Genomic DNA, 25,080 nt, shown 5'->3' on the forward strand with positions numbered 1-25,080 from the left:
TTGTTGTTTCTGGCCCCGCCGTTATCATCGCCGCATCTTGCGAGGGGATTTATATGCTGAACGGCCTATGGCTTGGATTTTTCGTGGTCGCGGCGATATCTGCGCTGGCGCAATGGCTGGTCGGGGGCAATGCAGGCGTTTTTGCCGCCATGGTCGAAAGCATCTTCGCCATGGCCAAGCTGTCTGTGGAGGTCATGGTGCTGTTGTTCGGCACCCTGACCCTCTGGCTCGGCTTTCTCAACATCGCCGACAAGGCCGGGATCGTCGACTGGTTGGGGAAAGTCCTGGCGCCGCTGTTCCACCGGCTGATGCCAGAAGTGCCGCGCGGCCACCCGGCCCTGGGGCTAATCACCCTCAACTTCGCCGCCAATGCGCTGGGTCTGGACAACGCCGCCACGCCTATTGGCCTCAAGGCCATGCGCTCATTGCAAGAACTCAATCCCAGCAAGACCGTGGCCAGCAATGCGCAGATCCTCTTTCTGGTGCTCAACGCCTCTTCGCTGACGCTGCTGCCGGTGACAATATTCATGTACCGCGCCCAGCAAGGCGCCGCCGACCCCACCATGGTGTTCCTGCCGATCCTGCTCGCCACCAGCGCCTCGACGCTGGTCGGTCTGCTGTCGGTGGCGTTCATGCAGCGCCTCAAATTATGGGACCCGGTGGTGCTCGCTTACCTGGTTCCCGGCGCGCTGCTGCTGGGCGGTTTCATGGCTGTACTGGCGGGGTTGTCTGCCACTGCGCTATCGAGCCTGTCGTCGGTGCTGGGCAATGTGACGCTGTTCGGCATCATCATGTTGTTCTTGGTGATTGGCGCATTGCGCAAGGTCAAGGTGTACGAGACCTTCGTCGAGGGTGCGAAAGAAGGCTTCGATGTCGCCAAAAACCTGCTGCCCTATCTGGTCGCGATGCTCTGCGCCGTGGGCGTGCTTCGGGCATCGGGCGCGCTGGATTTTATCCTGGAGGGTATTCGTCACGGGATACAGTGGATGGGCATGGACACCCGCTTCGTCGACGCGCTGCCGACCGCACTGGTCAAGCCCTTCTCCGGCAGCGCGGCGCGGGCCATGTTGATTGAAACCATGAAAACCCAAGGCGTCGACAGTTTCCCGGCACTCGTCGCGGCGACGATTCAAGGCAGCACCGAAACCACCTTTTACGTATTGGCAGTGTATTTCGGCGCGGTGGGCATCCAGCGAGCGCGACACGCCGTGGGCTGCGCGCTGCTGGCGGAATTTGCCGGAGTCGTCGCAGCGATCTCGGTCTGCTATTGGTTCTTCGGCTCGGCGGTGTAACGCTTCCCGCCCTGCTCGACGGTCCATTGCAGCACTTGGGCGGCCAGCGTATCGCTGGCCTGGCCGAACGCCGAGACCACCGCCGACACCTGCTTGTCACCCACCGGCTGATGCACTTCAAAACGCCGACTTGCCACGATCCGCTGGCGATCGTCGGCGAGCCGCGCATCAAAGCGAATCAGCACTTCAATGGCGGCCCCGCGATACTCGCTCTGAAACGCTTGCAGCTCCCCTCCCAATTCGAAATCGGCCTGCAAATTGCTGTCGTCGGTGCTGATCGACTGTATTCGCCCATCGCCATAGAACGCGTCGGTCAGGCGGTTGCGCAGCAGGACCGGCGCCGGATCACTCCACCGTGCGCCCTTGTAGCTGCTGATGACATCGCCCTGCGGTATGACCGCAATGCGCGGGCTGTCCAGGGTCTCGCTGGATTTGGCCCGAACCACCCGCAGCGACCATGACACGGGCGCCTTCCCGGCACTGGCGCGTGATGCGGTCGGCAGACGGTAAACGTCCGATGGCGCTTGCTCAGGGAGAATCGAACAGGCGCCAAGCGACAGTACGGTTGCCGCCAGTAGTAATCGGGTGACGTACTGACCGATAAACCTCATGGCTCGAACTCCTTTTTCTTATCGCTGCCCAGCAAATAGCCGCTCGGGTTGGCATTCAGGCTGCGTGAAACGGTTTTCACAGCGCTCAGGGTTTCACGCAGCTCGCGGATCGCCGGACCCAGTTCGCCCAACCCCTGCAAACCATCATTGACCGAATTCTGATTGTTCTTGAGCAGCGTATTAATGGTCTGGCTGCTCTGCTCAAGCGCTTTCATTGCCTGCTGTGCGCTGGCGATGGTTTGTTTGCCGTCGCTGGTCAGCAACTGGTTGGCGTTGCGCATCAGCGTTGAGGTTTGCTCAAGGGTCGTGCCGGCCTGCTTGCTCAACAACGTCATCTGCTTCAAAGCCTGACTAATGTCGTCGCGCTGATCGGCGATCGCCCCGGTGGTCTGCTCAAGGTGCTGGAGCGTGCGTGACAACGTCTCGACGTTGCCTTCGGAAAACATGGCGTTGGCGTTATGCAGCAGCGCGTTGGTACCGCTGAGCAAATCGTCGCTGTCGTTCAGCAATCGAGAAATGGGCGACGGCGAGGCGATGATGACTGGCAGGTTACCGCCCTCACCCTTCAGCGCCTCGCTCTGGGGTGTGCCGCCGCTGAGCTGAATGAGCGAGGTGCCGGTGATACCAGCAAGGGCCAGTTTGGCGAAGGTGTCGCGCTTGATCGGCGTTTCTCCGGCAACGCGGATCTGCGCCAGCACGCGGCGAGGGTCCTGAGGGTCGAGGCGCAGCTGCACCACGTCGCCGACCTTGATCCCGCTGTACTGCACCGGGCTGCCGCGGGACAACCCGGTGACGGCCTCGTTGAAGACAACCTGATAGTCCTTGAAAGCCGAGTCGACGCTGGATTTGGCCAGCCACAGGCCGAACAGCAGCGCGGCGGCGACCACGATGACCGTGAACAGGCCGATCAGAACGTGATGGGCGCGGGTTTCCATCATGAGACCTCGTGTGGGTGGGTGGCCGCCGAATAGGCCGAGCGGCCGCGCGGGCCATGAAAGTATTCGTGAATCCAGGCGTCCTTGGTTGCGGACACGCGGTCGATGCTGTCGGCAACCAGCACGCGTTTCTGTGCCAGCACGGCGACGCGGTCGGTAATTGTATAAAGCGTGTCGAGGTCATGGGTAACCATGAAAACGCTCAGTCCCAATGCGTCGCGCAGGGTCAGGATCAACTGGTCGAACGCGCCAGCGCCAATCGGGTCGAGCCCGGCAGTGGGTTCGTCCAGAAACAGGATGTCCGGGTCCAGCGCCAGCGCTCGCGCCAACGCCGCGCGCTTGATCATGCCGCCTGAGAGCGAGGCCGGGTATTTGTGCGCTGCTGACAGCGGCAGCCCGGCCAGTGCCATTTTTATCCCGGCCAGATGCTCGGCCTCGTCGCGGTTCAGGCCGGCGTGTTCAATCAACGGCAGCGCGACGTTCTCAGTGATGGTCAGCGAGGAAAACAGCGCGCCTTTCTGAAACAGCACACCAAAACGTCGTTCAACCTGAGAGCGCGCTTTGTCGGACAGGCTCAGCAAATCCTGCCCCAATACCCGGACACTCCCCGCAGTAGGCTTCTGCAGCCCGACAATGCTGCGCAGCAACACCGACTTGCCTGCGCCGGAGCCGCCCACCACGCCGAGGATCTCCCCGCGATACAGGTCCAGATCGAGGTGCTCGTGCACCACCTGCGGGCCGAAGCGATTGCTCAAGCCGCGAACCTCGATCACCGTTTCGACAGGTTGTACGCAGCGTCGAGTCACCAGCCCATCTCCATGCAAAACATCGCGACCAGTGCGTCCAGCACGATGACCACAAAAATTGACTGCACCACGCTGGACGTCGTGTGAGCACCGACAGATTCGGCACTGCCCTCGACCTTGAAGCCCTCCAGGCAGCCGATCGCGGCGATGAAGAACGCAAAGATCGGCGCCTTGGCGATGCCCACCAGAAAGTGCTGCACCCCGATATCGGCCTGCATCAACGAAAGGAACATGGCCGGTGAGATGCCCAGGGATAAGGCACAGACCACGCCGCCCCCGACAATGCCGCAGATCATCGCAAGAAAGGTCAGCATGGGCAGTGAGATAAGCAGCGCGATCACGCGGGGCAGCACCAGCAACTCTGTAGGGCTCAGCCCCAGGGTTTGCAGGGCATCCAATTCCTCGTTGGCCTTCATCGAGCCGATCTGCGCGGTGAAGGCGCTGGCCGTACGACCGGCCAGCAGAATGGCAGTCAGTAACACCGCGAACTCGCGCAAGAACGAGAAGCCGATCAGGTCGACGGTGAAAATCGTCGCGCCAAACGCCTTCAGCACTGTGGCGCCGAGAAAGGCGACCACCGCGCCAACCATGAAGGTCAGCAGCGCCACGATGGGCGCGGCGTCCAGACCGATTTGCTCGATATGGGCGATCACAGAAGTGGTCCGCCAGCGCCGTGGTCGGAACAGGGTTGAGGCGAAGGTCTGCAGGATGAGTCCGATAAAGCCCAGCAGTTGCAATGTGTCTTTCCAGATCACGTCCACCGCCGCGCCAATGCGCGCCAGCAACTGCATGCCCACAGCCGCTTCAGGTTCTCTGACGGGCTGGCAATAGTCAGCCAAGGCGCTCTGGATGGTCTGCATCAACGCTCGACTGGATTCCGGCAGGTTGGGCGCTTGCACAGCCAGTAACCGCAGACGCTGTACGCCAAGCAGCTCAACCAGCAACGAAGCGCCGGCGGTGTCGAGCGCCCCCAGTTCATCCATGTCCACGTGAGTGGTGGGTCCGAAGGCGGTGCTCAATGCGTCGGTCTGGCGCTTGAGTTCACGGTAATGGGCGAGCGTCCAGTCTCCGGCAATCCGCAGCTGCACGGGATTGCTCGACATGTCCAGTAAGACGCGTCCTGGAACCTTGGACGCGGAGGGAGCCTGCGTGGTCAGTGGGGTCATAGCGACGAGCTTAGTTGGTTTTGGCCGGGGCGGAGGGGCTCTCGCCTGGCGCACTGTCCGCAGGTTTTTTTGAGGCGGAATCGCCCGGATCGGCCGCATCGGTGCCTGGCTTCAGGCCGGCCGGCTTGATCTTGTTGCGCGTGACGGCGGGCTGATCTCGCTCGGTTACATCAAAGCGCAGCACGCCGATCATCTGGCCGTCCTCCGTGAGCACCCTCACCTGCCATTTGCCCAATACGTCTGGCGGAAAATTCTGCTTGTGTGTCCAGGCTCGATAGCCTTCCTCACGACCGCCCTTGATGTCTAGAGCAATACGCTCTATTTCCTCGCCGTTGTGGCGCCAGACATGATAAATCCGCTCATTCAAGCCACGCGGGGCGTTGATCGACGTGTAGGCATACAAGCCGGCGCTGCGCAGTTGGTTAACGCCAATCTCCTGAATGCTCTCGCCGGGGGTACGATTCTGGTTATCGAAGCGTGTGCTGATGGCCGCCTCGGTTAGCCAGAGAGTTGCCGGCGGCACCCAGAACCGTGCCATCCAACCGACTCCTCCGATCGCCAGTGTCATCGCCACCAGCCCAACGCCGCGCTTCCAGTTATTGATCGGATAGCCCGACGCCATGCTGGGGAACGACAGCAGCATCGCAATGCCCAGCGCCAGTTTGTAACTCTCGGCGGTGGTCAGGTGAACGATGATCGGCAGCGCCGTGAGCAATGCGGCAAACAGCGTCAGGGTGTGCAGGGCCATAAATGCCCAGCGGCGCGGGGCGAGCCATTTGTAGTACAGCGGGTCGATGATCGAAATCAGGCCCGCCGCTCCGAGCAGTCCGGTGAACGCCAGCTGGCCGCTGTACCAAGTGGTAGTCACGAAGAAGAACGGCAGCACGAAAAACAGGCTTTCCTGATGAATCATCTGCGTGCCGTAGCGCAGCAGAGGTTGCGGGATCTCGCGTTTGAACATCTTGGCGAAGAGCGCCACCGCGCTGTTTTCCACCATTAGCCAGATCCAGCTGACCAACAGGATGACCGCAATCCAGGTCGCCAGTTTGGCCTGGCGATCCACCAGGATAAAGCTGCCGATGCCTGAGCAAAAACCAAAGAACGCAATGAGGCCGGGGTAGCGCTTGATGAACTCCAGTACCCGCTGTACCAGCGAATGCTGAATGATGGCGTTGATGTCCGGCATCGTGGGGCGTCACTCTCGGTCGATGAGTCTGGGTGATTAAAAAATAGCCAACATCCCACTGGGCCGGCTTGCACGAATCCTGAGCGATGCATGCCCGGGTTACAACGGCCGCTTTTTGTGTATTCGCCAACGCCAGGCAATCAGCAATGCCAGGATCGCCAGCAGCAGGAATCCGATCCCGTACAGTTCGTCGTAGCTGAGCAGCGGTTCCTCGACCCGAAGATACCCAGGTTGCGCGAGCAGCTGACGCATCGCCTGATTTGCCAAGTCCAGACTCACACCCCGCGCACGCTTGGCGGGGTCCTGAAAACGGCCATCGTCATAATCATTCAGCGCACCCCAGTAATAGTCGGCCAACGCGCTGTTGCCCTGGACCACCCAGGCCTGTTTGGCGATGGAGGCCTGCTGCAGGCGTGCGAAGGTGGCCGGGTCCATGCCTTCCTTGCGCAACCGCTGCAGCATCGAGCGCACCGCTGTGGTGGCTGAATCCACATCTTCACGGTCCAGATCCGCATTCAGGCTAAGGAAGCCCGTGTCTCCGAACGCCTCCCGCTCGGCCCATGGTCCGTAGGAATACCCCTTGTCCAGACGCAGTTCGCTGTACAGCGCCCAGTCCAGATACGCCTTGACCAGATCCCAGGTTTCATCATGCTGCTCGCCCATGTCCGGCTCGGGAAACAGCAGATGCAGCTTCGCCCCATCGCCCAAGGCGCCGCGCACCAGGGTGCGTTCGGGATCAGCTTTTTCTGAAATAGAGCGAAGGGGCGGATGTTCTGTGGGGTCGACCGCATTGAGCTGGCCGAATGTGCGCTCAAGGTAGGCAGGCAGCAACTTGTCGAGGTCGCCCACGATGATCAGCGTCATGTTATTGGAGGCGTACCAGTTGTCGTGGATGTTCTCGATCTGATCGAGCGTGAGGTGATCGACTTCCGGCCGCTCCGGGCACTTGAGGCCCAGCTCCACAGCAAGCTGATTGCCGGCGCTGTGGCCCAGATCGCGCTTGTCCAGCCAGCGCTGCAAGTGCGAATAATGGCCACCGTCTTCGCGGGCGACGATGCGCTTGGCAGTGTCCAGATTCGCTTGGTTGATTTGCGTGTGGGTCAGCAGATTAAGCAGCAGATCAAGCACCTTGCGCTGATTTTGCGCCGGTGCCTCGATGACAAAGGTGGTGTCGGTATTGCTGGTGAAGGCGTTCCACTCCCCGCCCAGCGCCTGCATCTGCTGCTCCAGCCCGCCTTCGCCGCTGTTGTCGATGCCACTGAACAACAAATGCTCAAGCAGATGCGGCAGCTCTTTGTCTTCGCATTTGAAATCATCGAAGCCGATGCCTACAACGAGGCGAATAGCGACGTGGCCCTTATCTGCAGGCTTGAGCAGCAGCTGCAAACCATTGGGCAGCACGTAGCCCTCTACCTGAAACCGGTCGAGGGCCATGGAAGAAAGGGATGTCAGAACCAGACAAACGAACAGCAGGCGACGCATAAAAACGGGCTTCCTTGCGGGCCGGTATGTGTAACAGACTTCGAAGCGGCCCCTGCGTTCACCTCGATTATTCCGCGTGGCCCTCGCTGGACAACGCGCCTGTGTCAGTGGTCTCGAGGACCGCGTAGGCGCTGCTGCAGAACAGCGAGTTCAAGCGTTTCATGTCGGAAATCAGCTCAAGGTGCAGGGAGCTTGTCTCAATGCTTTGCACGATCTTGCGTTGCAGCCTGCTGACATGGGCGTGGGCCAGACGCCGTTCCTGTGCCCGGAAACGACGCTTCTCGCGCAACAACTGGCGCGCGCTTTCCGGGTCACCGCTGAGAAAGACCGACAAGCCCAGACGCAGGTTCGCCATCAATTGCTCATGCAGACCGGAGAGCTCTTCCAGACCAACGTCGGAAAACGACCGGCGCTGGGACGTCTTTTGCTGCTGGACCTTGCGCAGCATGCGCTCGATCAGCCCGCTCGCCAGCTCCAGATTGATGGCCAGTTCGATAATCTCGGCCCAGCGGCGATTGTCCTGCTCGCTGAGATCGTCGCGGGGCATCTGCGCCAGGTACAACTTGATCGCGTTATAAAGCACCTCGACATCGTCGTTGAGCCTGCGCACTTCTTGGGTGACCGCCGTCTGGTTGCCCCGCAGCACCTCTTGCATGGCATTGAGCATGCTGTCGATCAGGTCGCCCATGCGTAGCGTTTCGCGCACCGCATTGGCCAGAGCGAGGCTCGGCGTCGCCAGCGCGGTCAGGTCCAGATGGCGAGCTTTGGTCTGGCCGTTGATTTCAGCCTTCTGCGGCAGAATCGACGCGCAGAGGCGCCCCATCGGCCCTACTGTAGGCAGCATGATCAGGCAGCGCAGAGAGTTGTAGATCACATGAAAGCTGATCACCAGGCTCGACGGGCTGACATTCAGCGTGTCCATCCAGGCCACCAGCGGGGTCAGCACGGGCGTTATCAGCAGCAGGCCGATCAGTTTATACAGCAGGCTGCCCAGCGCGACTTGTCGCCCCGCCACGTTTTGCATGCTGGTGCTGAGGAACGCCAGCAGACCGCTGCCAATGTTGGCGCCGATGACCAGACCGATGGCCACCGGCAGGCTGATGATCTCCGCGCCAGCCAGGGTCGCGGTCAGCAGAACGGCAGCGAGGCTAGAGTAGGAGATCAGCGCGAACATGGCGCCGACCAATGCGTCGAGCAGCAGGTCGCCCGTCAGTGATGCAAACAACACCTTCACCCCGGCCGCCTGAGTGATCGGCGCGGCAGCCGTGACGATCAGCTGCAAGGCAAGAATGATCAGGCCCAGCCCGATACCGACACGGCCCAGTTGCCCTACGCGGGTTTGCTTGCGTGACAGAAAGAAGATCACGCCCAGAAAGATGAGCAGCGGTGACAGCCACGACAGGTCAAAGGTGAGGATTCGCGACATCACCGCCGTGCCGACGTCGGCACCCAGCATGATCGCCAGCGCAGGCGTCAGGCCCATCAACCCTTGGCCAACGAAGGAAGTCACCAGCATTGCCGTGGCATTACTGCTTTGCACCAGTGCGGTGACGAGTATCCCCGCGACGAACGCCAGCGGGCGTTTGGACATGTTTTGTCCGATGACGCGACGCAACTGCGAGCCGTAGACACGCAGGATGCCGGTCCGAACGATGTGTGTACCCCAGATCAACAGCGCGACGGCGGAAAGCAAATCGAGCAGGGTCAGCATACGGAGAGCCCCCTGTAGGTTGCCCATCGGGCAATGGTTAAAAGGTCCAGCGTGTAACGAGCGCAGGCGCTTGAGAGGACTGAACAGCGCGCTCAACTAAGCTTTAGTCGGCCTGCGGCCTTAATGCCAGCATGGCACAGCGGATTATTTCATGAAACAAATCTGTCATAAATCAGGCGTTTGAAGACAGCACCGTTGATTCGCAGCGATAAAAAAAACGGGGCACACGATGGGCCCCGTTTTTTTATGTCGACGCAGCGAACGTTACTGACCTGGGACGTCCTTAGGAAGCCTCACCGTCCTGCGATGCGCGCTTCTTCGCCATCGACGTGCGCATCTTGATGTTGATTGCCTCGACCGCCAACGAGAACGCCATGGCGAAGTAAACGTACCCCTTGGGCACATGCACATCGAACGATTCGGCAATCAGCACGGTGCCGACAACGATCAGGAATGACAGCGCCAGCATCTTCAGCGAGGGGTGCTTCTCGATGAAGTCGCTGATAACGCCGGCACACAGCATCATGATCAGCACCGCCACGATGATCGCCGCCACCATCACGGGTACGTGGGAGACCATGCCCACGGCGGTGATGACCGAGTCCAGCGAGAATACGATGTCGATGATTGCAATCTGAAGGATGGTGTACAGGAACATGCCGCCCTTGCCTTTCGGCTCGTCCTGCGTCTCTTCTTCACCTTCCATGCCGTGGTAGATCTCTTGCGAGCTCTTCCACAACAGGAACAGGCCACCGAAGAACAGGATCAGGTCGCGCCCGGAAATGCCCTGGCCCCAAACCACGAACAGGTCGTCGGTGAGGCGCATGACCCAAGTGATCGACAGCAGCAGCAGAATCCGCGTCACCATCGCCAGGGCCAGGCCGAAGATCCGGGTCCGCGGCTGCATCGCCTTGGGCATGCGGCTGACCAGAATCGAAATCATGATGATGTTGTCGATGCCCAGCACGATTTCCAGGGCGGTCAGCGTGAAGAAAGCAACCCAGATCTCAGGGTTGGTCAGCCATTCCATTACGTATTCCTTTGAGCTTTCGTGTCCCCGCTGGCGCGGTGGCGCCAGTGGGAGCGTTGAGTTGCGTTATAGACTGCTGAAAAACGGGAAAATCCCCATCAGCAGCGCGGCGATCAGGATGCACACGCACACCAGCACGGCCCATTTGAGGGTGAAGCGCTGATGATCACCAAATTCGATTCCCGCCAGTGCCACCAGCAGATACGTCGAGGGCACCAACGGACTTAGCAGGTGGACGGGCTGACCGACGATCGAGGCACGTGCCATTTCCACCGGGCTGATGCCGTAATGCGAAGCGGCCTCGGCCAATACCGGCAGCACGCCATAGTAAAACGCATCGTTGGACATGAAAAAGGTGAACGGCATGCTGACCAAAGCGGTGATGACGGCCAGATAAGGGCCCATCGCTTCAGGAATCACAGCCAGCAGGCTTTTCGACATCGCGTCGACCATTCCCGTGCCCGACAGGATACCGGTAAAGATCCCCGCGGCAAAAATCAGTCCGACCACTGCCAGCACGCTCCCGGCGTGAGCCGCCACACGGTCTTTCTGCGCTTGCAGGCACGGGTAGTTGACGATCATGGCGATACTGAACGCAATCATGAACAGCACCGGCAACGGCAGCAGGCCCATGATCAGGGCAACCATCAGCACCAGCGTCAGTGCGGCGTTGAACCAGATCAGCTTGGGACGGCGCGCTTCGGGAAACTGGGAAACGCTGATGTCGCTGTGGTCGCTTTCGTCACCCGGCAACTGCAGTTCACCCAGGCGCGCACGTTCACGTTTGCCGTAGACGTAGGCAATCACCAGAATCGCCACAACGCCTGCCAGCATTGCCGGAATCATTGGAACGAAGATATCGGATGGATCGACATGCAGGGCGCTCGCGGCACGCGCGGTCGGGCCGCCCCAGGGCGTCATGTTCATCACACCGCCGGCCAGAATGATCAAGCCGGCCATGATGCGCGGGCTCATGCCCAGACGGCTGTACAGTGGCAGCATGGCGGCCACGCAGATCATGTACGTTGTGGCGCCGTCACCGTCCAGCGAGACGACCAGCGCCAGCACAGCGGTGCCGACCGACACTTTGACCGGGTCGCCTTTCACCAGCTTGAGGATCTTGCGCACCGCCGGGTCGAACAGCCCGGAGTCGATCATCAGTGCGAAATAAAGAATGGCGAACATCAGCATGACGCCGGTGGGCGCAAGCTTGGTGATGCCGGCCAGCATCATTGGGCCGATGTCAGAGGCAAAGCCGCCGAACAGGGCAAATACGATAGGAACGATGATCAAGGCAATCAGCGCGGACAAGCGCTTGCTCATGATCAGGTACATGAAGGCGACGACCATGGCGAAGCCGAGGAAGGTCAACATAGCAATACTCCAGCGTTACGCGGCGTGGGAACGGACGAGACGAGTCAATCAGCTCAAAACGAGCGGCGCGTGGAGTCGGGAATTACTAGGGGGTACTGCAGGGCACATGCAAGCATCGGGAATCACCTAATTGTTGTTGTAGATGGGCCGGAGAACATCAAGCGCGTTCGTCCTGGCCGACCGGTCTGTTGCCGGCGGTGAGGTGATGCTAAACGGGGAAGCTTTCAGCCAGCTTTCGCTGCGCGTGTCAGGTTGAAGAACGGCCGTGTGAGTTATCGGCTTAATGATGCGGTCAGACTCCCTACACAACCCGGAGAGTGCTCATGAGTGAATTGCATACCGGCGGATGCCATTGCGGCAATCTGCGCTACCAGCTCGATGCGCCAGTGGATGACGTTGCGCACTGCCATTGTTCGATTTGTCGGCGCACCTCGGGCGGTATCGTGACGACGTGGACCAGCGTGCCGGTCGAGGCTTTCAAATGGCTGGCAGGAAGTCCTGCCACGTATGATTCAGGTCCGACGTGTGTACGGTATTTCTGCAACAACTGTGGTGCGCAAGTCGCGCTGTTCAGCCGAAACACACCGGACAGCATGGACGTGACCATCGCGACTCTCGATCAACCTGAACTGACGCCTGCCGATCGACACATCTGGACCGACAGCCGCTTGCCGTGGCTGCATCTGGACGAGCAACTGCCGGGTGAGCCCACGGAAAGCGCCTGAGTCACCGCCGACCCCAAAGGTGCGCCAGGATCAAGGCAGCTCCAACCCGCCGGCTGCCTTGTGCAGCGCCCGAAGGTGTTCGCCGACCTGCTTGAGGTTGTCTTCTGTCGCCGCGATCTCGGCGGCGCGGTCGGGATCAAGCAGCGCCCTCACCTCTTTATCCAGGTCGCCGCTGAGCCGCTGAAGCTGTTTCTGCCGCTGGCTGCTTTCGTCTTCCAGTCGCTTCCACTCGCCTTCCTGCGGCAGGCCGTAGCCACCGCTGCCGAGCAATTCCGCTGGACGACTCAAGAACCCGCTGTTCGCCAGAATGTCCTGCAAGGTGCCCGTCGCCTTGGAGACGCCGTTGTCCTTTTGCTCAACGGCACTGAGGTATCGCTGTTTAACCTCATCCTGCGCGAGCAATAACTGACGCCGCAGCCCGGCCTGTTCCAGCAGCAGCATCGCAGCGCTGGTGCGCAGATCAGCCTGAGCGAAATACGGGCGCCGCTCCTGCGGGGTCAATGCGAGCCAGTCCTCTACATTGGCTTGCTTGACGTTGGTGGTCTTGCGCAACACATCGAACATCGCCTGATAACGGTCGCGGTACGAGTCGAAGCGGTAGCCCATGCGCAGCGCTTTTTTCGGATCGTCCAGCACGCTGGTGTCCGCCAGCCCCCTGCCCTTCAAGACCTCCAGCAGCCCGTTGGGCATGATGCTGTCCAGTCCGACAAGCCGCGGATCGTTAGTGCCACTGCGCAGCAGCTTCAAGTTTTCCACCGCGCAGTTGTTGGACAGGAACCAGTAGTCCCCGTCATAGGCCCAGTGCATCTCGGCAGAGTGCTGAACCAGACCATTGATCTCCTCACGGGACAGTTTCAGCGGAACCGAGGCCAGGCCGCGCAGTTCGGTCTTGGTGTACTCATCGATCACTTGACCGAGCGGCAGCACAAACAGGCGCGACGGATACTTGCCGGTCAAGCCGCTCCAGCTGGACAGCTGTAGGTCGTTGACAAAGGCGCGATACGACAGCACGAGGTGCTGATCCAGGTCGAGCCGGCAATCGGGGCCACGCGGGCGACCGGGCTTGCAGATCACCAGCCGGAGCATGCTATGGCCCCAACGGCTAGCCAGATTCTGATTGGCCTCGGCGAGCAGGTAATCAACTTCGTACACGCGCTCGGGGTCGAGCTTGCCCAATGGCTCTCGGGCAAAGTCGTTACCGGCGTTGAGATAAGGATAGGACGTCGGGCACGGATCCTTCGTCGCTGGCGCCCAGTCGAACCGAGCCTTGTAATAGTCGTACAGCGCAGGACGGCGGCAGGCGTAGGCCGGATCGAGGAGGAAATACTCCATGTTCACCGCAACGAATTCCAGCGGGCTGCTGATCTCGTAGATGTCCGGGCTGCGCGCGACCTGACCGTTGCGCTCTTCCCGGTCACCGCGGCGACCGACGTACTGCGGCCATCCGGCCAGGTCCAGAAGCCGCGGATCATCACTCAGTGTGAAGCGTCGGTCTGTCTGACCCCGGCAGCTGTCACGCAGGCCCACTTTGCCCACGCTCTTGCCTTGGCGGGTACACGCAACAATCAACTTGCGGTCTTCAGGCGACCACAGCTGCGCGTGATCATAAATGTGGGTCAGTTCATGCAGGACCGTGGCGAGCATTTCCTCGCGCACGGTGCCGTGAGGTCGAGTGGTGCGGGTCGTGGCGGCAGTGCCGTCAGTCAGACCCGCGAGCAAGTGCTGATTGAGGTCCAGCCGGTAAGGGCCGTCTGCACGACCGTACGCGTTGGACGGCATGTCGTCGGTCCAATGCACTTCGACCTTGCGATCAAGCTTGCTGACGAACAGTGGAGGCAGATGCGCCATGGCTTCGTCGAGCAGTGTCTGGCTGGCCATTTTTTGTGCAGGACTGAGCCCGTCGGTATGAAGCGACAGGCTCAGGTCGGCGAAGGCGCTCGTGCAAATCAGCGAGAGCGCCGACGTCAGCAGCCAGACAGCGAGGCGGTTCACAGCGCGAGGATGGCCTCGGCGAGGTCCTGATCGCTGGCATTACGGGCTTCAGGCAAGCGATCACGCAGTGTGATAAAGGCTGCGTCGAGCAATGCACCATGGATGTCGCCGTTGCTGGCCACATAGCTGGCGGCATCATCACGGGCTTCTAGCACGAGCTTCCAGTTGCGTACGGATGAAGTGGTGTCAGAGGTGAAGTCGATGCTGCGGCCGAGGGCGCGAACGACGATGTTACTGGTGGCCTTCAGGGTTTGAGCCTGTGCCATGTCAGTCAGCAAGAGCAGGCCGAGGGCGGCAGCCATCAACGGGGTACGCATGGAACGTCTCCAAAATACGGAAGTTACAAAAAAGTGACTATTGGACGAGGATTGCCTGCGCCAGTTCAAGGTCGCTTGCATGAAGTTTCGGGCGGGTTTGACGCAGGTACGCCAACGCTGACTCCAGCCGTGCTCCTCGCAGTTGGCCGTCACTGGCGACAAACACTGCAGCGTCATCCTGGGCGGCAATTATCAGCTTGTTGTCGAAAGGTCCGGTCGTCACCTGGCTGGTGGCGTATCCGCTTTTGACCAGGCTTTGCGTGGTCAAGTCGAACGCTAGAACCTGAGTGGAAACACTCAAGGTGGCGGTGACCACAGCTACTAGGCGTGACAACGAATGCATGGCTATTCAGGGGTTATCAAGGTTCTGTGAAGCGAGGCGCAAGGCTAGCGCAACACCCCGGGTCAGAGCTAGCGCAAAGACCTGAGGCGTACGGGTGAAACCTGTCGCGAGCCTGAATCAGATGGCGAGAATGGCCTGCGCGATTTGTGCGTCTGATGCCTGCAGCCCAGGCGCTACTTCGCGTATGTGCTGCAGGGCGCCCTGTAGCTGCACGCCCCGAATCCCGCCTTCGCTGGCAACGAAGCTCGCCGCATCGTCCCGCGCGGCCAGGACGATCTTGTCGTCATGGAACGAGGAGGAAATTTTAGACGTGGCGTTGGAGGAAGCATCGAGCGCACGCACGATGGTGTCGGTAGTGACCACGAAGCTGGAAGCCTGTGCCCCGGTGGCAGCAACGATCAGGAAAGCGGCACTCAGCAAGCGAACGCGAGACATATTGACACTCCAAATAACGGGATTCGAAAACCAAAGACGCATAAATCGGAAAGGTCAGCGTGAGCTGTCTTGCGAGTGCTTGGTCGAGGTAAGGCAAGATTAGCTTATTAGCTCGCTCGCAAACCATCCTCGCGAAGCAGGCCGTTCGATCGTATGGCCACGCATCAAGGCGCATGCCCGCGGTTTTAAAGGTCTGTACTGGTACTATTTTGCATCGATAAAAACTGTACTGTTGATGCCCTCTCCACGCTTCATGCCCTCCTGAAACGGCAAAACCCGTCAGCAGGAGCCTGCTGACGGGTTTTGTTTGAACAATTAGGGTTGCTGGTGAGAGGCGTTTGGCCTGGGACCAGCAGACGCTACATTAGCGCCAGAACGGCTTGCTCAGCTCTTCGTAACGCTGGGATTCGCTGATACCGGCGTCAGCCAGCAGGCGTGCATCCAGGCGAGCCAGTTGATGGCGGCTGGACAGACGACGCTGCCAGAGCATCAGGTTGGCGAACATGCGCAGCGGCAACGAGGCTTTTGCAGTTTTTGCGGTGTCTTCGTAGAACAGTTCGGAACTGAGGGTGCGTTCCATGGTGCTTCTTCCTTCCGCTTGTGGCGGGATTAGAGAGTGACTTGATTGGTGACAATATTCCTCTCATTGCCCTTCTCTCTCTAGACACAGTTCATTTGTATTGTGCTGCTTCAGTTCACTGTTAAGTGCGACTGTTTTGTTCGGAAGTGGGGCAACTGTACTGCCCTGCACCATAAGTGTGCTTTTTGGGCATATGGAAGGGCAGTTTCGCGGTTTGACTCCTGAAAGTTACCCGTACAGCAGTACAGTTTCTGAGAGTTAGTCGTTCAGTCTGTGCCTCGTGACTAAAAAAAATCGCTGTCACAAGATAACTGTGTTTTCACACTGCCAGCATGCGCCCTGTTTCCTCAAGGTTCAGGTGCCAACTGAGTGCGTCCCGCAGAACATGTGGCGTGTGACCCCCAATTGCGCAGGCGCGACGAAAATAATCATTCAACGCCTCGCGGTAGGCAGGGTGGACACAGTTGTCGATGATCACCCGAGCCCGTTCGCGTGGCGCAAGACCTCGCAGATCGGCCAGCCCGATCTCTGTGACGAGAATATCAACGTCGTGTTCGGTGTGGTCCACGTGACTCACCATCGGCACCACACTCGAGATTGCCCCGGCTTTAGCAACGGATTTTGTCACGAAGATGGCAAGGTGAGCATTGCGCGCAAAGTCGCCCGACCCGCCTATTCCGTTCATCATTCGCGTCCCGCACACGTGGGTCGAGTTGACGTTCCCATAAAGGTCGAATTCCAGCGCGGTGTTGATTCCGATGATGCCCAGCCGCCGCACGACCTCTGGATGGTTGGAGATTTCCTGAGGGCGTAGTAACAGTCTGGATCTGTACTGCTCCAGATTCTCATAGACTGCCGCGTGCTTGCGCTCGGACAAGGTCATCGAGCACCCCGAAGCAAAATCCAGCTTGCCCGCTTCGAACAAGTCGAACGTCGAGTCTTGTAGCACCTCGGAATACATAGTCATGCCATAAAACGGCGAATCGATCAGCCCGGTCATGACGGCGTTGGCAATGGTGCCGACCCCTGCCTGTAGCGGCATGAGCTGATGGGTCAGGCGGCCTAGTCGCACTTCGTTTTTGAAAAACTCAACCAAGTGCCCGGCGATGGCCTGGGTGTCAATGTCCGCCGGCAAGACAGTCGATGGAGAATCGGCTTGATTACTGATCACGATTCCGACGATTTTTGCCGGGTCTATCTTCACGGCCTGGCTGCCGATCCGGGTGTCCGTCTTTAGCACCTGGATCGGCAGGCGTGTTGGCCGGTAGGTGGGTATATAGATGTCGTGAAGCCCTTCAAGCTCCAAGGGCTGCGCAAGGTTGATCTCAATGATCACGTGCTCGGCAAGAATGGCGAAGCTTGCCGAGTTGCCGACCGAGGTGCTGAGCACAAGGTGACCTTCTTCGGTGATCGCCACGCATTCGATCACCGCGATATCGACGGCCTTGATCTGGCGATTGCGCAGCTGCTCGACGGTGTCCGATAAATGCTGGTCAATGAACATCACGGTGCCATCGTTGATGGCCCGGCGCAGTGTGCTGTCTACCTGGAAGGGCATGCGACGGGAAAGTACGCCCGCTTCGGTCAGTTGCTTGTCCAGATCGTTGCCCAGGCTGGCGCCGGTCATAAGGCTGATTTGCAGCGGTGATGTCCTCGCTCGCTCAGCCAGCGCCTGGGGCACCGCCTTGGCCTCGCCGGCGCGGGTGAAGCCGCTCATGCCGACGGTCATGCCGTCCTTGATCAAGGAAGCAGCATCGGCCGCGCTCATTATCTTGCTCATCAGTGAGGGCAGGCGGATTCTTTCTTGGTACATAGGGTTATTCTCAGGACAAGATGCGTATGCGAAGTCTAGAGATTTGAGGGCTGTTCGTCCCGCTACCAAGGTCGCAGTAAGGGCTCTAAATAGGGCCTCTGAGCGAGAAACACTTTTACCGGGGCTGTAAAAAACCCTCGTCCATTACGTGCGACGAGGGTTGGTTTGTCGCGAGTGGTAGCGATTATTCGATCGCTTTGACCATGTCCTCGATCACCTTTTTGGCATCTCCAAACACCATCATGGTCTTGTCCAGATAGAACAGCTCATTGTCCAGGCCAGCGTAGCCACTGGCCATGGAGCGCTTATTGACGATGACGGTCTTGGCCTTGTACGCCTCAAGGATTGGCATGCCCGCGATCGGCGACTTGGGGTCGTTCTTGGCGGCCGGATTGACTACGTCGTTGGCGCCGAGCACCAGAACGACGTCCGCCTGACCGAACTCGGAGTTGATGTCCTCCATCTCGAACACCTGATCGTAAGGCACTTCGGCTTCGGCCAGCAGCACGTTCATGTGCCCGGGCATCCGGCCCGCCACGGGGTGAATCGCGTACTTCACCGTCACGCCTGCGTGGGTCAGCTTTTCGGTCAGCTCTTTTAGCGCATGCTGCGCTCGAGCGACCGCCAGCCCATAGCCCGGAACAATGATCACCGTGTCAGCGTTGGTCAGCAGAAAGGTCGCGTCGTCAGCCGAACCGGATTTGACCGGACGGGCTTCCTTGGTGCCGCTTGCAGCTGCAGTATCCGCAGCGCCACCAAAGCCTCCACCGATCACGTTGAAGAACGAGCGGTTCATGGCCTTGCACATAATGTACGACAGGATCGCGCCGGACGAGCCAACCAGCGAGCCGGCGATGATCAGCATCGAGTTGTTCAGCGAGAAGCCAATGCCCGCTGCTGCCCAGCCGGAGTAGCTGTTGAGCATCGATACCACGACCGGCATGTCTGCGCCACCAATCGGGATGATCAGCAGAACGCCGATGACGAATGCTAGGATCAGCATGATGCTGAATGCGAACAGGCTGCCGGTCAGCATGAAGGTCACGCCGAACAGCAGTGTCGCCAAGCCCAGCATCAGATTGAGTTTGTGCTGGCCGGCAAACTGGACGGGGGCGCCCTGGAACAGGCGGAATTTATACTTGCCCGACAACTTGCCGAAGGCGATGACGGAACCTGAGAAGGTGATCGCCCCGATCGCTGCGCCGAGGAACAGCTCCAGCCGGTTACCCGCAGGAATCGAGTCGCCCAAATGATGGACGATGCCGAGCGATTGTGGCTCGACCACCGCAGCGATCGCGATGAACACGGCTGCCAGGCCGATCATGCTGTGCATGAACGCAACCAGCTCTGGCATCTTGGTCATTTCGACGCGCTTGGCCATGATCGAACCGGCAGTACCGCCCACCAGCAGGCCAATCAGGATATAACCGATGCCCGCGCTGGCACCGTCGGTGGACAAGGCGGCCAGTTTGAAGACCAGCCCGATGGTGGTCAGGACAGCCAGGCCCATGCCAAGCATGCCGAACAGGTTGCCCCGGCGCGATGTGGTGGGGTGAGACAAGCCCTTGAGCGCCTGGATGAAGCAGATCGCCGAGACGAGGTACAGCAATGTGACGAGGTTCATGCTCATTACTTGGCCACCTCGCCTTTTGCCTTGGGTGCTTTCTTCTTGAACATCTCAAGCATGCGCCGGGTGACCAAAAAGCCACCGAAGACATTGACCGCCGCCAGCGCGACGGCCAGCGTGCCCATGGTTTTGCCGAGTGGTGTCACTGTCAGCGCTGCAGCGAGCATGGCGCCGACGATGACGATGGCAGAAATAGCGTTGGTGACCGCCATCAAAGGCGTGTGCAGCGCAGGCGTCACGTTCCAGACCACGTGGTAGCCGACGTAAATGGCCAGCACGAAGATGATCAGGTTGTAGATACCGGGTGAGATGAACGCTTCCATTATTTTTATCCTCAGCCGTTTTTGCGGATGACTTGGCCGTCGCGGCATATAAGGCACGCGGCAACGATGTCGTCTTCGAGGTTGATCTGGAACTGCGCTTCCTGAGTGAAGAGCAGCTTGATGAAGTCCAGCAGATTGCGGGCATACAGCGCGGACGCGTCCGCAGCGACCATGGCCGGAAGGTTCGTGTGGCCAACGATGGTCACGTCGTGCTCGACCACCACTTGGTCCGCCACGGTCAGCGGGCAATTGCCGCCCTGCGCTGCCGCCAGGTCGATGACTACCGAGCCGGGCTTCATCTGCGCCACGGTCTCAGCGCTCAACAACACTGGTGCTTTGCGGCCAGGGATCAGCGCTGTGGTGATCACTATGTCCGCCTGCCTGGCGCGCTCATGCACAGCGACCGCCTGACGCTGCATCCAGCTGGCCGGCATCGGGCGGGCGTAACCGCCGACGCCCACGGCCGCGTCGCGCTCTTCATCGGTTTCGTACGGCACATCGACGAACTTGGCGCCGAGCGATTCGATCTGTTCCTTGACGGCTGGGCGTACGTCCGAAGCCTCAATAACTGCTCCCAGACGTTTGGCGGTGGCGATGGCCTGAAGCCCTGCGACGCCGGCTCCGAGGATCAGCACACGCGCCGCTTTCACCGTACCAGCAGCCGTCATAAGCATGGGCATGAAGCGCGGATAATGGTGCGCTGCCAACAAAACCGCCTTGTAGCCGGCGATGTTGGCCTGCGAGGACAGCACGTCGAGGCTCTGCGCGCGCGAGGTACGTGGGGCTGCTTCCAGGGCAAAGGCGGTGATGCCGTGTTCGGCCAGCCTGGCAATCATGTCGTTATTGAAAGGGTTCAGCATTCCGATAAGCACCGCGCCGCTTTTGATTAGCGTGAGCTCGGCGTCGCTGGGAGCGGAAACCTTGAGGATGAGTTCGGCACCGAACACATCGGCCGCGCTCCCGATCAATGCGCCTGCTGCGGAGTAAGCACTGTCGGTCACGCTCGCAGCGATGCCCGCGCCGTTCTGGACAGTCACCTTGTGGCCTTGGGCGACGAGTTTTTTGATGGTTTCGGGAGTGGCGGCGACTCGGGTCTCGCCAGGCTGGGTTTCGAGAGGGACTCCAATGTGCACGTCAAATCTCCTGCGTGATCTTATTTGCGTTTAATTAGGCCAGCGTTGCTGGAGTTGCGATCACTACGCCCCGCCAAAACAGCCGGGCGCGGCATTTTGCAGGGGATACCAAAGGCCTTCAAGGGTTTCTGTAACTGAACGAAAAATGTACTACAAGTCACCCTGTGACCTGTTGACGCACGTAATATCTCAACCTATTGATATATATAATTTTTGCAGGTATTCAGGGCTTCGCGAGCGTTCTCGTGATACAGATCGAGAATGACTTCGAATCAGGCTGTAACGCGCTGTTTGTATGACTATTCGGCTCGCTAACGTCATAAAAGCCAATGTGTCTTATATGCGACAAATAAAGCTATATGTAGGGTTTTCAGTCCATGCACTACACGAAAGCGCGGGACTATGGCTGCGCATTTACGGCAGCGAGTAGCCCTCTGCCTGCTGAACCAGCCAGTCACGAAACGCTTTCAGTGACGCCGATTCTGTTTTGCGCTCCGGAATCATCAAGTGATACGCCTTTGAGCTGGAGGTCTGGTGCGAGTTGGCAATCACCAGACGCTTTTCGGCCAGCTCATGCTGTATGAGAAATGGAGGGATCAGCGCTACGCCCATATCGTGCATCGCTGCCTGCGCAAGCATGGAGAATAGCTCGTACCGCGGGCCTGTCATGTCTCGGGCCACCCCCATGTCCAGCGAGTTGAACCATTGCCGCCAGGCATAGGGTCGAGTGGTCTGTTGCAGTAGAGGCATCTCGGCCAGGTCTTGAGCGCTGAGGCTGGAGCGCGCCCCAAGCATTGCAGGGCTGCAGACCGGCATCGGGTTCTCGCCCATCAGTCGGTGGGATTCGGTCCCGGACCAATCGGCATCGCCAAAATAGATCGCTGCGTCGAAATCGGTATCGGCAAACAAGAAGGGACGCGTGCGATTGGTCAGGTTGATGGTGACGTCGGGGTGTTTCCCTTGAAAGTCCTTCAGGCGAGGAAGAAGCCATTGCGTGCCAAAGGTTGGCACCACCGCCAGCTCAATCACGTTGACACCCTGATGACCCATCACTGACAGCGTGTCGCGTTCGACGGCGTCGAGCTGCGTTGCGATGCGTCGGCTATATGAAAGGCCCGCTTCGGTCAGCTTCACACCCCGTCGCGAGCGTCGGAACAGGCCGACGCTCAAGAACTCTTCGAGGCTCGCAATCTGTCGGCATATGGCGCTCTGAGTCAGGGATAGCTCCTCGGCGGCCTTCGTGAAGCTTTCATGACGGGCAGCGGCCTCGAAACTCACCAGTGCTGCCGTGCTTGGAATTTTACGTCGCATGTACCTTTGCCTCACTCAAAACAGCGGCGTGGTGCTGGCTGACCCGTTTCGGAGTGAGAAATTAGCACAGGATGGTTCTGAATCGTCGGTTGTTCCGCTGGCAGGTCGGGCATAGGCTCGCTCCATTACTTTTCCGGCAGGCCGGAAGCGCATTCGGTGAGGAGAGCGTCATGAGCGGCAAGGCAAATTTCAGTTGGATCGACCCCCTGTTGCTGGATCAGCAGCTCACTGAAGAAGAGCGCATGGTCCGGGACAGCGCCGAACAGTTTGCCAGGGACAAGCTGGCGCCACGTGTGCTGGAGGCCTTCCGACATGAGAAGACAGATCCCGCTATTTTCCGTGAGATGGGTGAGATAGGCCTGCTAGGTGCCACGATCCCCGAGCAGTACGGCGGCAGTGGATTGAATTATGTGTGTTACGGCTTGATCGCTCGAGAGGTTGAGCGCGTCGATTCCGGCTATCGCTCCATGATGAGCGTGCAATCCTCCCTGGTCATGGTGCCGATCAACGAATTCGGCACAGAAGCGCAAAAGCAAAAGTACCTGCCGAAACTGGCGTCCGGCGAGTGGATTGGTTGTTTCGGTCTTACCGAACCCAATCATGGCTCTGATCCAGGCGCAATGATCACCCGTGCCCGGAGCGTTGAGGGCGGTTACAGGCTGACCGGCAGCAAAATGTGGATCACCAACAGCCCGATTGCCGACGTCTTCGTCGTCTGGGGTAAGGACGACGCTGGCGATATCCGCGGCTTTGTCTTGGAGAAGGGGTGGCAGGGCCTGAGCGCTCCGGCGATTCATGGCAAGGTCGGCCTGCGCGCCTCGGTCACCGGCGAGATCGTCATGGACAACGTGTTTGTCCCTGAGGAGAACATTTTCCCGGACGTGCGTGGCCTCAAAGGCCCGTTCACCTGCCTGAACTCGGCGCGTTATGGCATTTCCTGGGGGGCACTCGGAGCGGCTGAGTTCTGCTGGCACACCGCCCGCCAATACACGCTGGACCGTCACCAGTTCGGGCGTCCTCTCGCGGCCAATCAGTTGATCCAGAAGAAGCTTGCAGACATGCAGACCGAAATTACGCTGGCGCTTCAAGGGTGCCTGCGTCTGGGGCGTATGAAGGACGAGGGCACAGCTGCGGTCGAAATCACCTCGATCATGAAGCGCAACTCATGTGGTAAGTCGCTGGACATCGCGCGTATGGCGCGCGACATGCTTGGCGGTAACGGCATTTCCGATGAGTTCGGTATCGCCAGGCACTTGGTGAACCTGGAAGTGGTGAATACTTACGAAGGTACACACGACGTCCATGCGCTCATCCTGGGGCGCGCGCAGACCGGCATCCAGGCCTTCTACTAAGGAGTCTGTCATGGGCGCGTTATCGCATTTGCGGGTGCTTGATCTGTCTCGGGTGCTCGCGGGACCTTGGGCGGGCCAGATTCTGGCTGACCTTGGCGCTGAGGTGATCAAGATTGAGCGTCCGGGCAATGGCGACGACACCCGCGCATGGGGGCCGCCGTTCCTAAGAGGTGCGAGCGGAGAGGATACGTCCGAAGCGGCGTATTACTTGTCAGCGAACCGCAACAAGCAATCCGTGACCATAGACTTCACCCGCCCTGAAGGGCAGAAGCTGGTCCGTGAGCTGGCAGCGAAGTCAGACATCGTCATCGAGAATTTCAAAGTTGGCGGTCTCAAGGCCTACGGCCTGGACTACGAATCGCTGCAGTTGGAGAATCCCCGTCTCATCTATTGCTCGATAACCGGGTTCGGTCAGACAGGGCCTTACGCCAAGCGTGCAGGTTACGACTTTATGATTCAGGGTCTGGGCGGTTTGATGAGCCTGACCGGCCGGCCTGAGGGAGAAGATGGCGCAGGCCCGGTCAAGGTCGGTGTGGCGCTGACAGATATTTTGACAGGGCTTTACTCCACTTCAGCGATTCTCGCTGCTCTAGCGCATAGAGATCAGGGCGGAGTAGGTCAGCACATCGATATGGCTTTGCTTGATGTGCAGGTGGCTTGCCTGGCAAACCAGGCGATGAATTACCTTACGACGGGCGTCTCGCCCAGGCGGCTGGGCAATGCTCACCCAAACATCGTGCCGTACCAGGACTTCCCCACTGCCGATGGCGATTTCATTCTTACGGTGGGGAACGACAACCAGTTCCGGAAATTCGCAGAGGTGGCTGGGCAGCCTCAATGGGCCAGCGATCCACGTTTCGCGAGTAATACACTGCGTGTAGCGCATCGTGCCGAACTTATCCCGCTGATCCGTCAGGTAACGGTCTTCAAGACAACGGCCGAGTGGATTACGGCCCTGGACGGTGCGGGCGTGCCCTGTGGACCTATCAACGACGTCGCTCAGGTATTCGCCGACCCGCAGGTGAAGTTTCGCGGTTTGCAGATCGAGCTGCCTCACTCATTGGGCGGGACGGTTCCCCAGGTCGCCAGCCCGATACGTCTCTCAGCGACGCCTGTTGAATATCGCCGTGCGCCGCCGCTGCTGGGCGAGCATACGTTAGAGGTTCTTGCTGGCGTACTGGGGTTATCCGACAACGAGGTCTTGGCCCTGCGTGAAGCGGGTGTACTTTAGTGCCTGATCCTTATATGCCTGGCTTCGGGCGGTCTCTATATAAACAGAAGGAAGTGTCGGATTTCCCTGAGGTTTTAGCTTTTTTGCTGAAAGTTCAAATTAGGTGTTGACGCCCCTCTGGATCTGTCTATAATTCGCCCCACTTCCGGCGCAGACGAAACGGAAAACTCCTTGATAATCAAAGAGTTGGACGAAGTAAGCAGCGAGGAATGCTTCGATTCAGATGCTTGAATCGACAGCGGTGAAAAAGGCAGTTGACAGCAGATTGTAACGCTGTAGAATTCGCCTCCCGCTGACGTGAGACG

At 59.4% G+C, this 25,080-nt stretch carries 22 protein-coding genes and 2 pseudogenes; 4 read left to right on the plus strand and 20 right to left on the minus strand.

Translation table 11 applies throughout. The annotated features are described in order from the left end of the window. Window positions 1-53: 53 nt before the first annotated feature. Window positions 54-1,292 carry a nucleoside recognition domain-containing protein gene (locus VF672_RS02020; RefSeq protein ID WP_331100923.1) on the plus strand — a complete coding sequence of 413 codons (1,239 nt, stop codon included), beginning with the start codon at window positions 54-56 and terminating at the stop codon, window positions 1,290-1,292. Here VF672_RS02020 and VF672_RS02025 read toward each other — a convergent pair. From VF672_RS02025 to VF672_RS02065, 9 genes and pseudogenes are all read right to left on the minus strand, one after another. Next, window positions 1,265-1,903: an ABC-type transport auxiliary lipoprotein family protein gene (locus VF672_RS02025; protein WP_331100925.1), complete on the minus strand. Its 639-nt coding sequence runs from the start codon at window positions 1,901-1,903 to the stop codon at window positions 1,265-1,267. The two genes, VF672_RS02020 and VF672_RS02025, sit on opposite strands and share 28 nt — an antisense overlap. Then, complete coding sequence (locus tag VF672_RS02030) at window positions 1,900-2,838, minus strand: MlaD family protein (protein ID WP_331100965.1); 939 nt, start codon at window positions 2,836-2,838, stop codon at window positions 1,900-1,902. Before VF672_RS02030 ends, VF672_RS02025 begins: the two co-directional genes overlap by 4 nt. Next, window positions 2,838-3,644, minus strand: coding sequence for an ABC transporter ATP-binding protein (locus VF672_RS02035; protein WP_331100927.1), 807 nt, complete (start codon window positions 3,642-3,644; stop codon window positions 2,838-2,840). The genes VF672_RS02030 and VF672_RS02035 overlap by 1 nt, the downstream gene beginning before the upstream one ends. Further along, a complete protein-coding gene (locus tag VF672_RS02040; RefSeq protein ID WP_414705558.1) occupies window positions 3,641-4,810 on the minus strand; it encodes an ABC transporter permease in 1,170 nt (389 codons plus the stop codon). The genes VF672_RS02035 and VF672_RS02040 overlap by 4 nt, the downstream gene beginning before the upstream one ends. Before the next feature lie 10 nt (window positions 4,811-4,820). Continuing rightward, window positions 4,821-5,996, minus strand: a complete 1,176-nt coding sequence (locus VF672_RS02045) for a DUF5924 family protein (RefSeq protein ID WP_331100931.1) — start codon at window positions 5,994-5,996, stop codon at window positions 4,821-4,823. Between the two features lie 99 nt (window positions 5,997-6,095). Next, complete coding sequence (locus VF672_RS02050; RefSeq protein ID WP_331100933.1) at window positions 6,096-7,478, minus strand: M16 family metallopeptidase; 1,383 nt, start codon at window positions 7,476-7,478, stop codon at window positions 6,096-6,098. Window positions 7,479-7,545: 67 nt separating this feature from the next. Further along, complete coding sequence (locus VF672_RS02055) at window positions 7,546-9,189, minus strand: Na/Pi cotransporter family protein (RefSeq protein WP_331100935.1); 1,644 nt, start codon at window positions 9,187-9,189, stop codon at window positions 7,546-7,548. Window positions 9,190-9,453: 264 nt separating this feature from the next. Beyond that, window positions 9,454-10,219: pseudogene (locus VF672_RS02060) on the minus strand (TerC family protein). 66 nt (window positions 10,220-10,285) lie between these two features. After that, the gene (locus tag VF672_RS02065; protein WP_331100937.1) at window positions 10,286-11,593 is read right to left on the minus strand and encodes a CitMHS family transporter; all 1,308 of its coding nucleotides are present in this window, start codon (window positions 11,591-11,593) and stop codon (window positions 10,286-10,288) included. Window positions 11,594-11,916: 323 nt separating this feature from the next. On the opposite strand from VF672_RS02065, the gene VF672_RS02070 reads away from it, so the two are divergent. Then, window positions 11,917-12,318 (plus strand): GFA family protein, encoded by a 402-nt coding sequence (locus VF672_RS02070; RefSeq protein ID WP_331100939.1) that lies wholly within the window; start codon window positions 11,917-11,919, stop codon window positions 12,316-12,318. 30 nt (window positions 12,319-12,348) lie between these two features. Here the strand turns inward: VF672_RS02070 and VF672_RS02075 are convergent, their stop codons facing one another. The 10 genes from VF672_RS02075 to VF672_RS02120 form a co-directional block, all read right to left on the minus strand. Then, window positions 12,349-14,310 (minus strand): DUF4105 domain-containing protein, encoded by a 1,962-nt coding sequence (locus VF672_RS02075; RefSeq protein ID WP_331100941.1) that lies wholly within the window; start codon window positions 14,308-14,310, stop codon window positions 12,349-12,351. After that, window positions 14,307-14,627, minus strand: a complete 321-nt coding sequence (locus tag VF672_RS02080) for a DUF2388 domain-containing protein (RefSeq protein WP_331100943.1) — start codon at window positions 14,625-14,627, stop codon at window positions 14,307-14,309. The genes VF672_RS02075 and VF672_RS02080 overlap by 4 nt, the downstream gene beginning before the upstream one ends. A 37-nt stretch (window positions 14,628-14,664) precedes the next feature. Further along, window positions 14,665-14,970: a DUF2388 domain-containing protein gene (locus VF672_RS02085; RefSeq protein ID WP_331100945.1), complete on the minus strand. Its 306-nt coding sequence runs from the start codon at window positions 14,968-14,970 to the stop codon at window positions 14,665-14,667. Window positions 14,971-15,087: 117 nt separating this feature from the next. Then, complete coding sequence (locus tag VF672_RS02090; RefSeq protein WP_331100947.1) at window positions 15,088-15,405, minus strand: DUF2388 domain-containing protein; 318 nt, start codon at window positions 15,403-15,405, stop codon at window positions 15,088-15,090. Between the two features lie 364 nt (window positions 15,406-15,769). Next, a complete protein-coding gene (locus VF672_RS02095; protein WP_331100949.1) occupies window positions 15,770-15,985 on the minus strand; it encodes a DUF1127 domain-containing protein in 216 nt (71 codons plus the stop codon). A 319-nt stretch (window positions 15,986-16,304) separates the two neighbouring features. Beyond that, window positions 16,305-17,798 carry an acetyl-CoA hydrolase/transferase family protein gene (locus VF672_RS02100; protein ID WP_331100967.1) on the minus strand — a complete coding sequence of 498 codons (1,494 nt, stop codon included), beginning with the start codon at window positions 17,796-17,798 and terminating at the stop codon, window positions 16,305-16,307. 184 nt (window positions 17,799-17,982) lie between these two features. Then, window positions 17,983-19,428 carry an NAD(P)(+) transhydrogenase (Re/Si-specific) subunit beta gene (locus VF672_RS02105; protein ID WP_331100951.1) on the minus strand — a complete coding sequence of 482 codons (1,446 nt, stop codon included), beginning with the start codon at window positions 19,426-19,428 and terminating at the stop codon, window positions 17,983-17,985. Next, entirely contained in the window at window positions 19,428-19,748 is a 321-nt protein-coding gene (locus VF672_RS02110; protein WP_331100953.1) for an NAD(P) transhydrogenase subunit alpha, read from the minus strand. The genes VF672_RS02105 and VF672_RS02110 overlap by 1 nt, the downstream gene beginning before the upstream one ends. 11 nt (window positions 19,749-19,759) lie before the next feature. Then, on the minus strand, window positions 19,760-20,881 hold the full coding sequence (locus VF672_RS02115) for a Re/Si-specific NAD(P)(+) transhydrogenase subunit alpha (protein WP_331100955.1): 1,122 nt from the start codon (window positions 20,879-20,881) through the stop codon (window positions 19,760-19,762). 414 nt (window positions 20,882-21,295) lie between these two features. Continuing rightward, window positions 21,296-22,192 carry a LysR family transcriptional regulator gene (locus VF672_RS02120; protein WP_331100957.1) on the minus strand — a complete coding sequence of 299 codons (897 nt, stop codon included), beginning with the start codon at window positions 22,190-22,192 and terminating at the stop codon, window positions 21,296-21,298. 170 nt (window positions 22,193-22,362) lie between these two features. Between VF672_RS02120 and VF672_RS02125 the strand changes: the two genes are divergently transcribed. Both VF672_RS02125 and VF672_RS02130 read left to right on the plus strand, forming a co-directional pair. Then, the gene (locus tag VF672_RS02125; RefSeq protein WP_331100959.1) at window positions 22,363-23,544 is read left to right on the plus strand and encodes an acyl-CoA dehydrogenase; all 1,182 of its coding nucleotides are present in this window, start codon (window positions 22,363-22,365) and stop codon (window positions 23,542-23,544) included. A gap of 10 nt (window positions 23,545-23,554) precedes the next feature. Continuing rightward, window positions 23,555-24,775, plus strand: coding sequence for a CaiB/BaiF CoA-transferase family protein (locus tag VF672_RS02130; protein WP_331100961.1), 1,221 nt, complete (start codon window positions 23,555-23,557; stop codon window positions 24,773-24,775). A 74-nt stretch (window positions 24,776-24,849) separates the two neighbouring features. On the opposite strand, the pseudogene VF672_RS02135 reads toward VF672_RS02130, so the two are convergent. Further along, a pseudogene (locus VF672_RS02135) lies at window positions 24,850-25,080 on the minus strand (hypothetical protein); the annotation flags it as partial.

The organism is Pseudomonas sp. (genome assembly GCF_036387035.1).
Taxonomy (GTDB): Bacteria; Pseudomonadota; Gammaproteobacteria; order Pseudomonadales; family Pseudomonadaceae; genus Aquipseudomonas.

What these genes read in the sequence shown, in the direction of transcription:
- VF672_RS02020 (WP_331100923.1), top strand. Translation starts at nt 54, where the DNA reads ATGCTGAACGGCCTATGGCTTGGATTTTTCGTGGTCGCGGCGATATCT.
- VF672_RS02025 (WP_331100925.1), bottom strand. Translation starts at nt 1,903, where the DNA reads ATGAGGTTTATCGGTCAGTACGTCACCCGATTACTACTGGCGGCAACC.
- VF672_RS02030 (WP_331100965.1), bottom strand. Translation starts at nt 2,838, where the DNA reads ATGGAAACCCGCGCCCATCACGTTCTGATCGGCCTGTTCACGGTCATC.
- VF672_RS02040 (WP_414705558.1), bottom strand. Translation starts at nt 4,810, where the DNA reads ATGACCCCACTGACCACGCAGGCTCCCTCCGCGTCCAAGGTTCCAGGA.
- VF672_RS02045 (WP_331100931.1), bottom strand. Translation starts at nt 5,996, where the DNA reads ATGCCGGACATCAACGCCATCATTCAGCATTCGCTGGTACAGCGGGTA.
- VF672_RS02050 (WP_331100933.1), bottom strand. Translation starts at nt 7,478, where the DNA reads ATGCGTCGCCTGCTGTTCGTTTGTCTGGTTCTGACATCCCTTTCTTCC.
- VF672_RS02055 (WP_331100935.1), bottom strand. Translation starts at nt 9,189, where the DNA reads ATGCTGACCCTGCTCGATTTGCTTTCCGCCGTCGCGCTGTTGATCTGG.
- VF672_RS02065 (WP_331100937.1), bottom strand. Translation starts at nt 11,593, where the DNA reads ATGTTGACCTTCCTCGGCTTCGCCATGGTCGTCGCCTTCATGTACCTG.
- VF672_RS02070 (WP_331100939.1), top strand. Translation starts at nt 11,917, where the DNA reads ATGAGTGAATTGCATACCGGCGGATGCCATTGCGGCAATCTGCGCTAC.
- VF672_RS02080 (WP_331100943.1), bottom strand. Translation starts at nt 14,627, where the DNA reads ATGCGTACCCCGTTGATGGCTGCCGCCCTCGGCCTGCTCTTGCTGACT.
- VF672_RS02085 (WP_331100945.1), bottom strand. Translation starts at nt 14,970, where the DNA reads ATGCATTCGTTGTCACGCCTAGTAGCTGTGGTCACCGCCACCTTGAGT.
- VF672_RS02090 (WP_331100947.1), bottom strand. Translation starts at nt 15,405, where the DNA reads ATGTCTCGCGTTCGCTTGCTGAGTGCCGCTTTCCTGATCGTTGCTGCC.
- VF672_RS02095 (WP_331100949.1), bottom strand. Translation starts at nt 15,985, where the DNA reads ATGGAACGCACCCTCAGTTCCGAACTGTTCTACGAAGACACCGCAAAA.
- VF672_RS02100 (WP_331100967.1), bottom strand. Translation starts at nt 17,798, where the DNA reads ATGTACCAAGAAAGAATCCGCCTGCCCTCACTGATGAGCAAGATAATG.
- VF672_RS02105 (WP_331100951.1), bottom strand. Translation starts at nt 19,428, where the DNA reads ATGAGCATGAACCTCGTCACATTGCTGTACCTCGTCTCGGCGATCTGC.
- VF672_RS02110 (WP_331100953.1), bottom strand. Translation starts at nt 19,748, where the DNA reads ATGGAAGCGTTCATCTCACCCGGTATCTACAACCTGATCATCTTCGTG.
- VF672_RS02120 (WP_331100957.1), bottom strand. Translation starts at nt 22,192, where the DNA reads ATGCGACGTAAAATTCCAAGCACGGCAGCACTGGTGAGTTTCGAGGCC.
- VF672_RS02125 (WP_331100959.1), top strand. Translation starts at nt 22,363, where the DNA reads ATGAGCGGCAAGGCAAATTTCAGTTGGATCGACCCCCTGTTGCTGGAT.
- VF672_RS02130 (WP_331100961.1), top strand. Translation starts at nt 23,555, where the DNA reads ATGGGCGCGTTATCGCATTTGCGGGTGCTTGATCTGTCTCGGGTGCTC.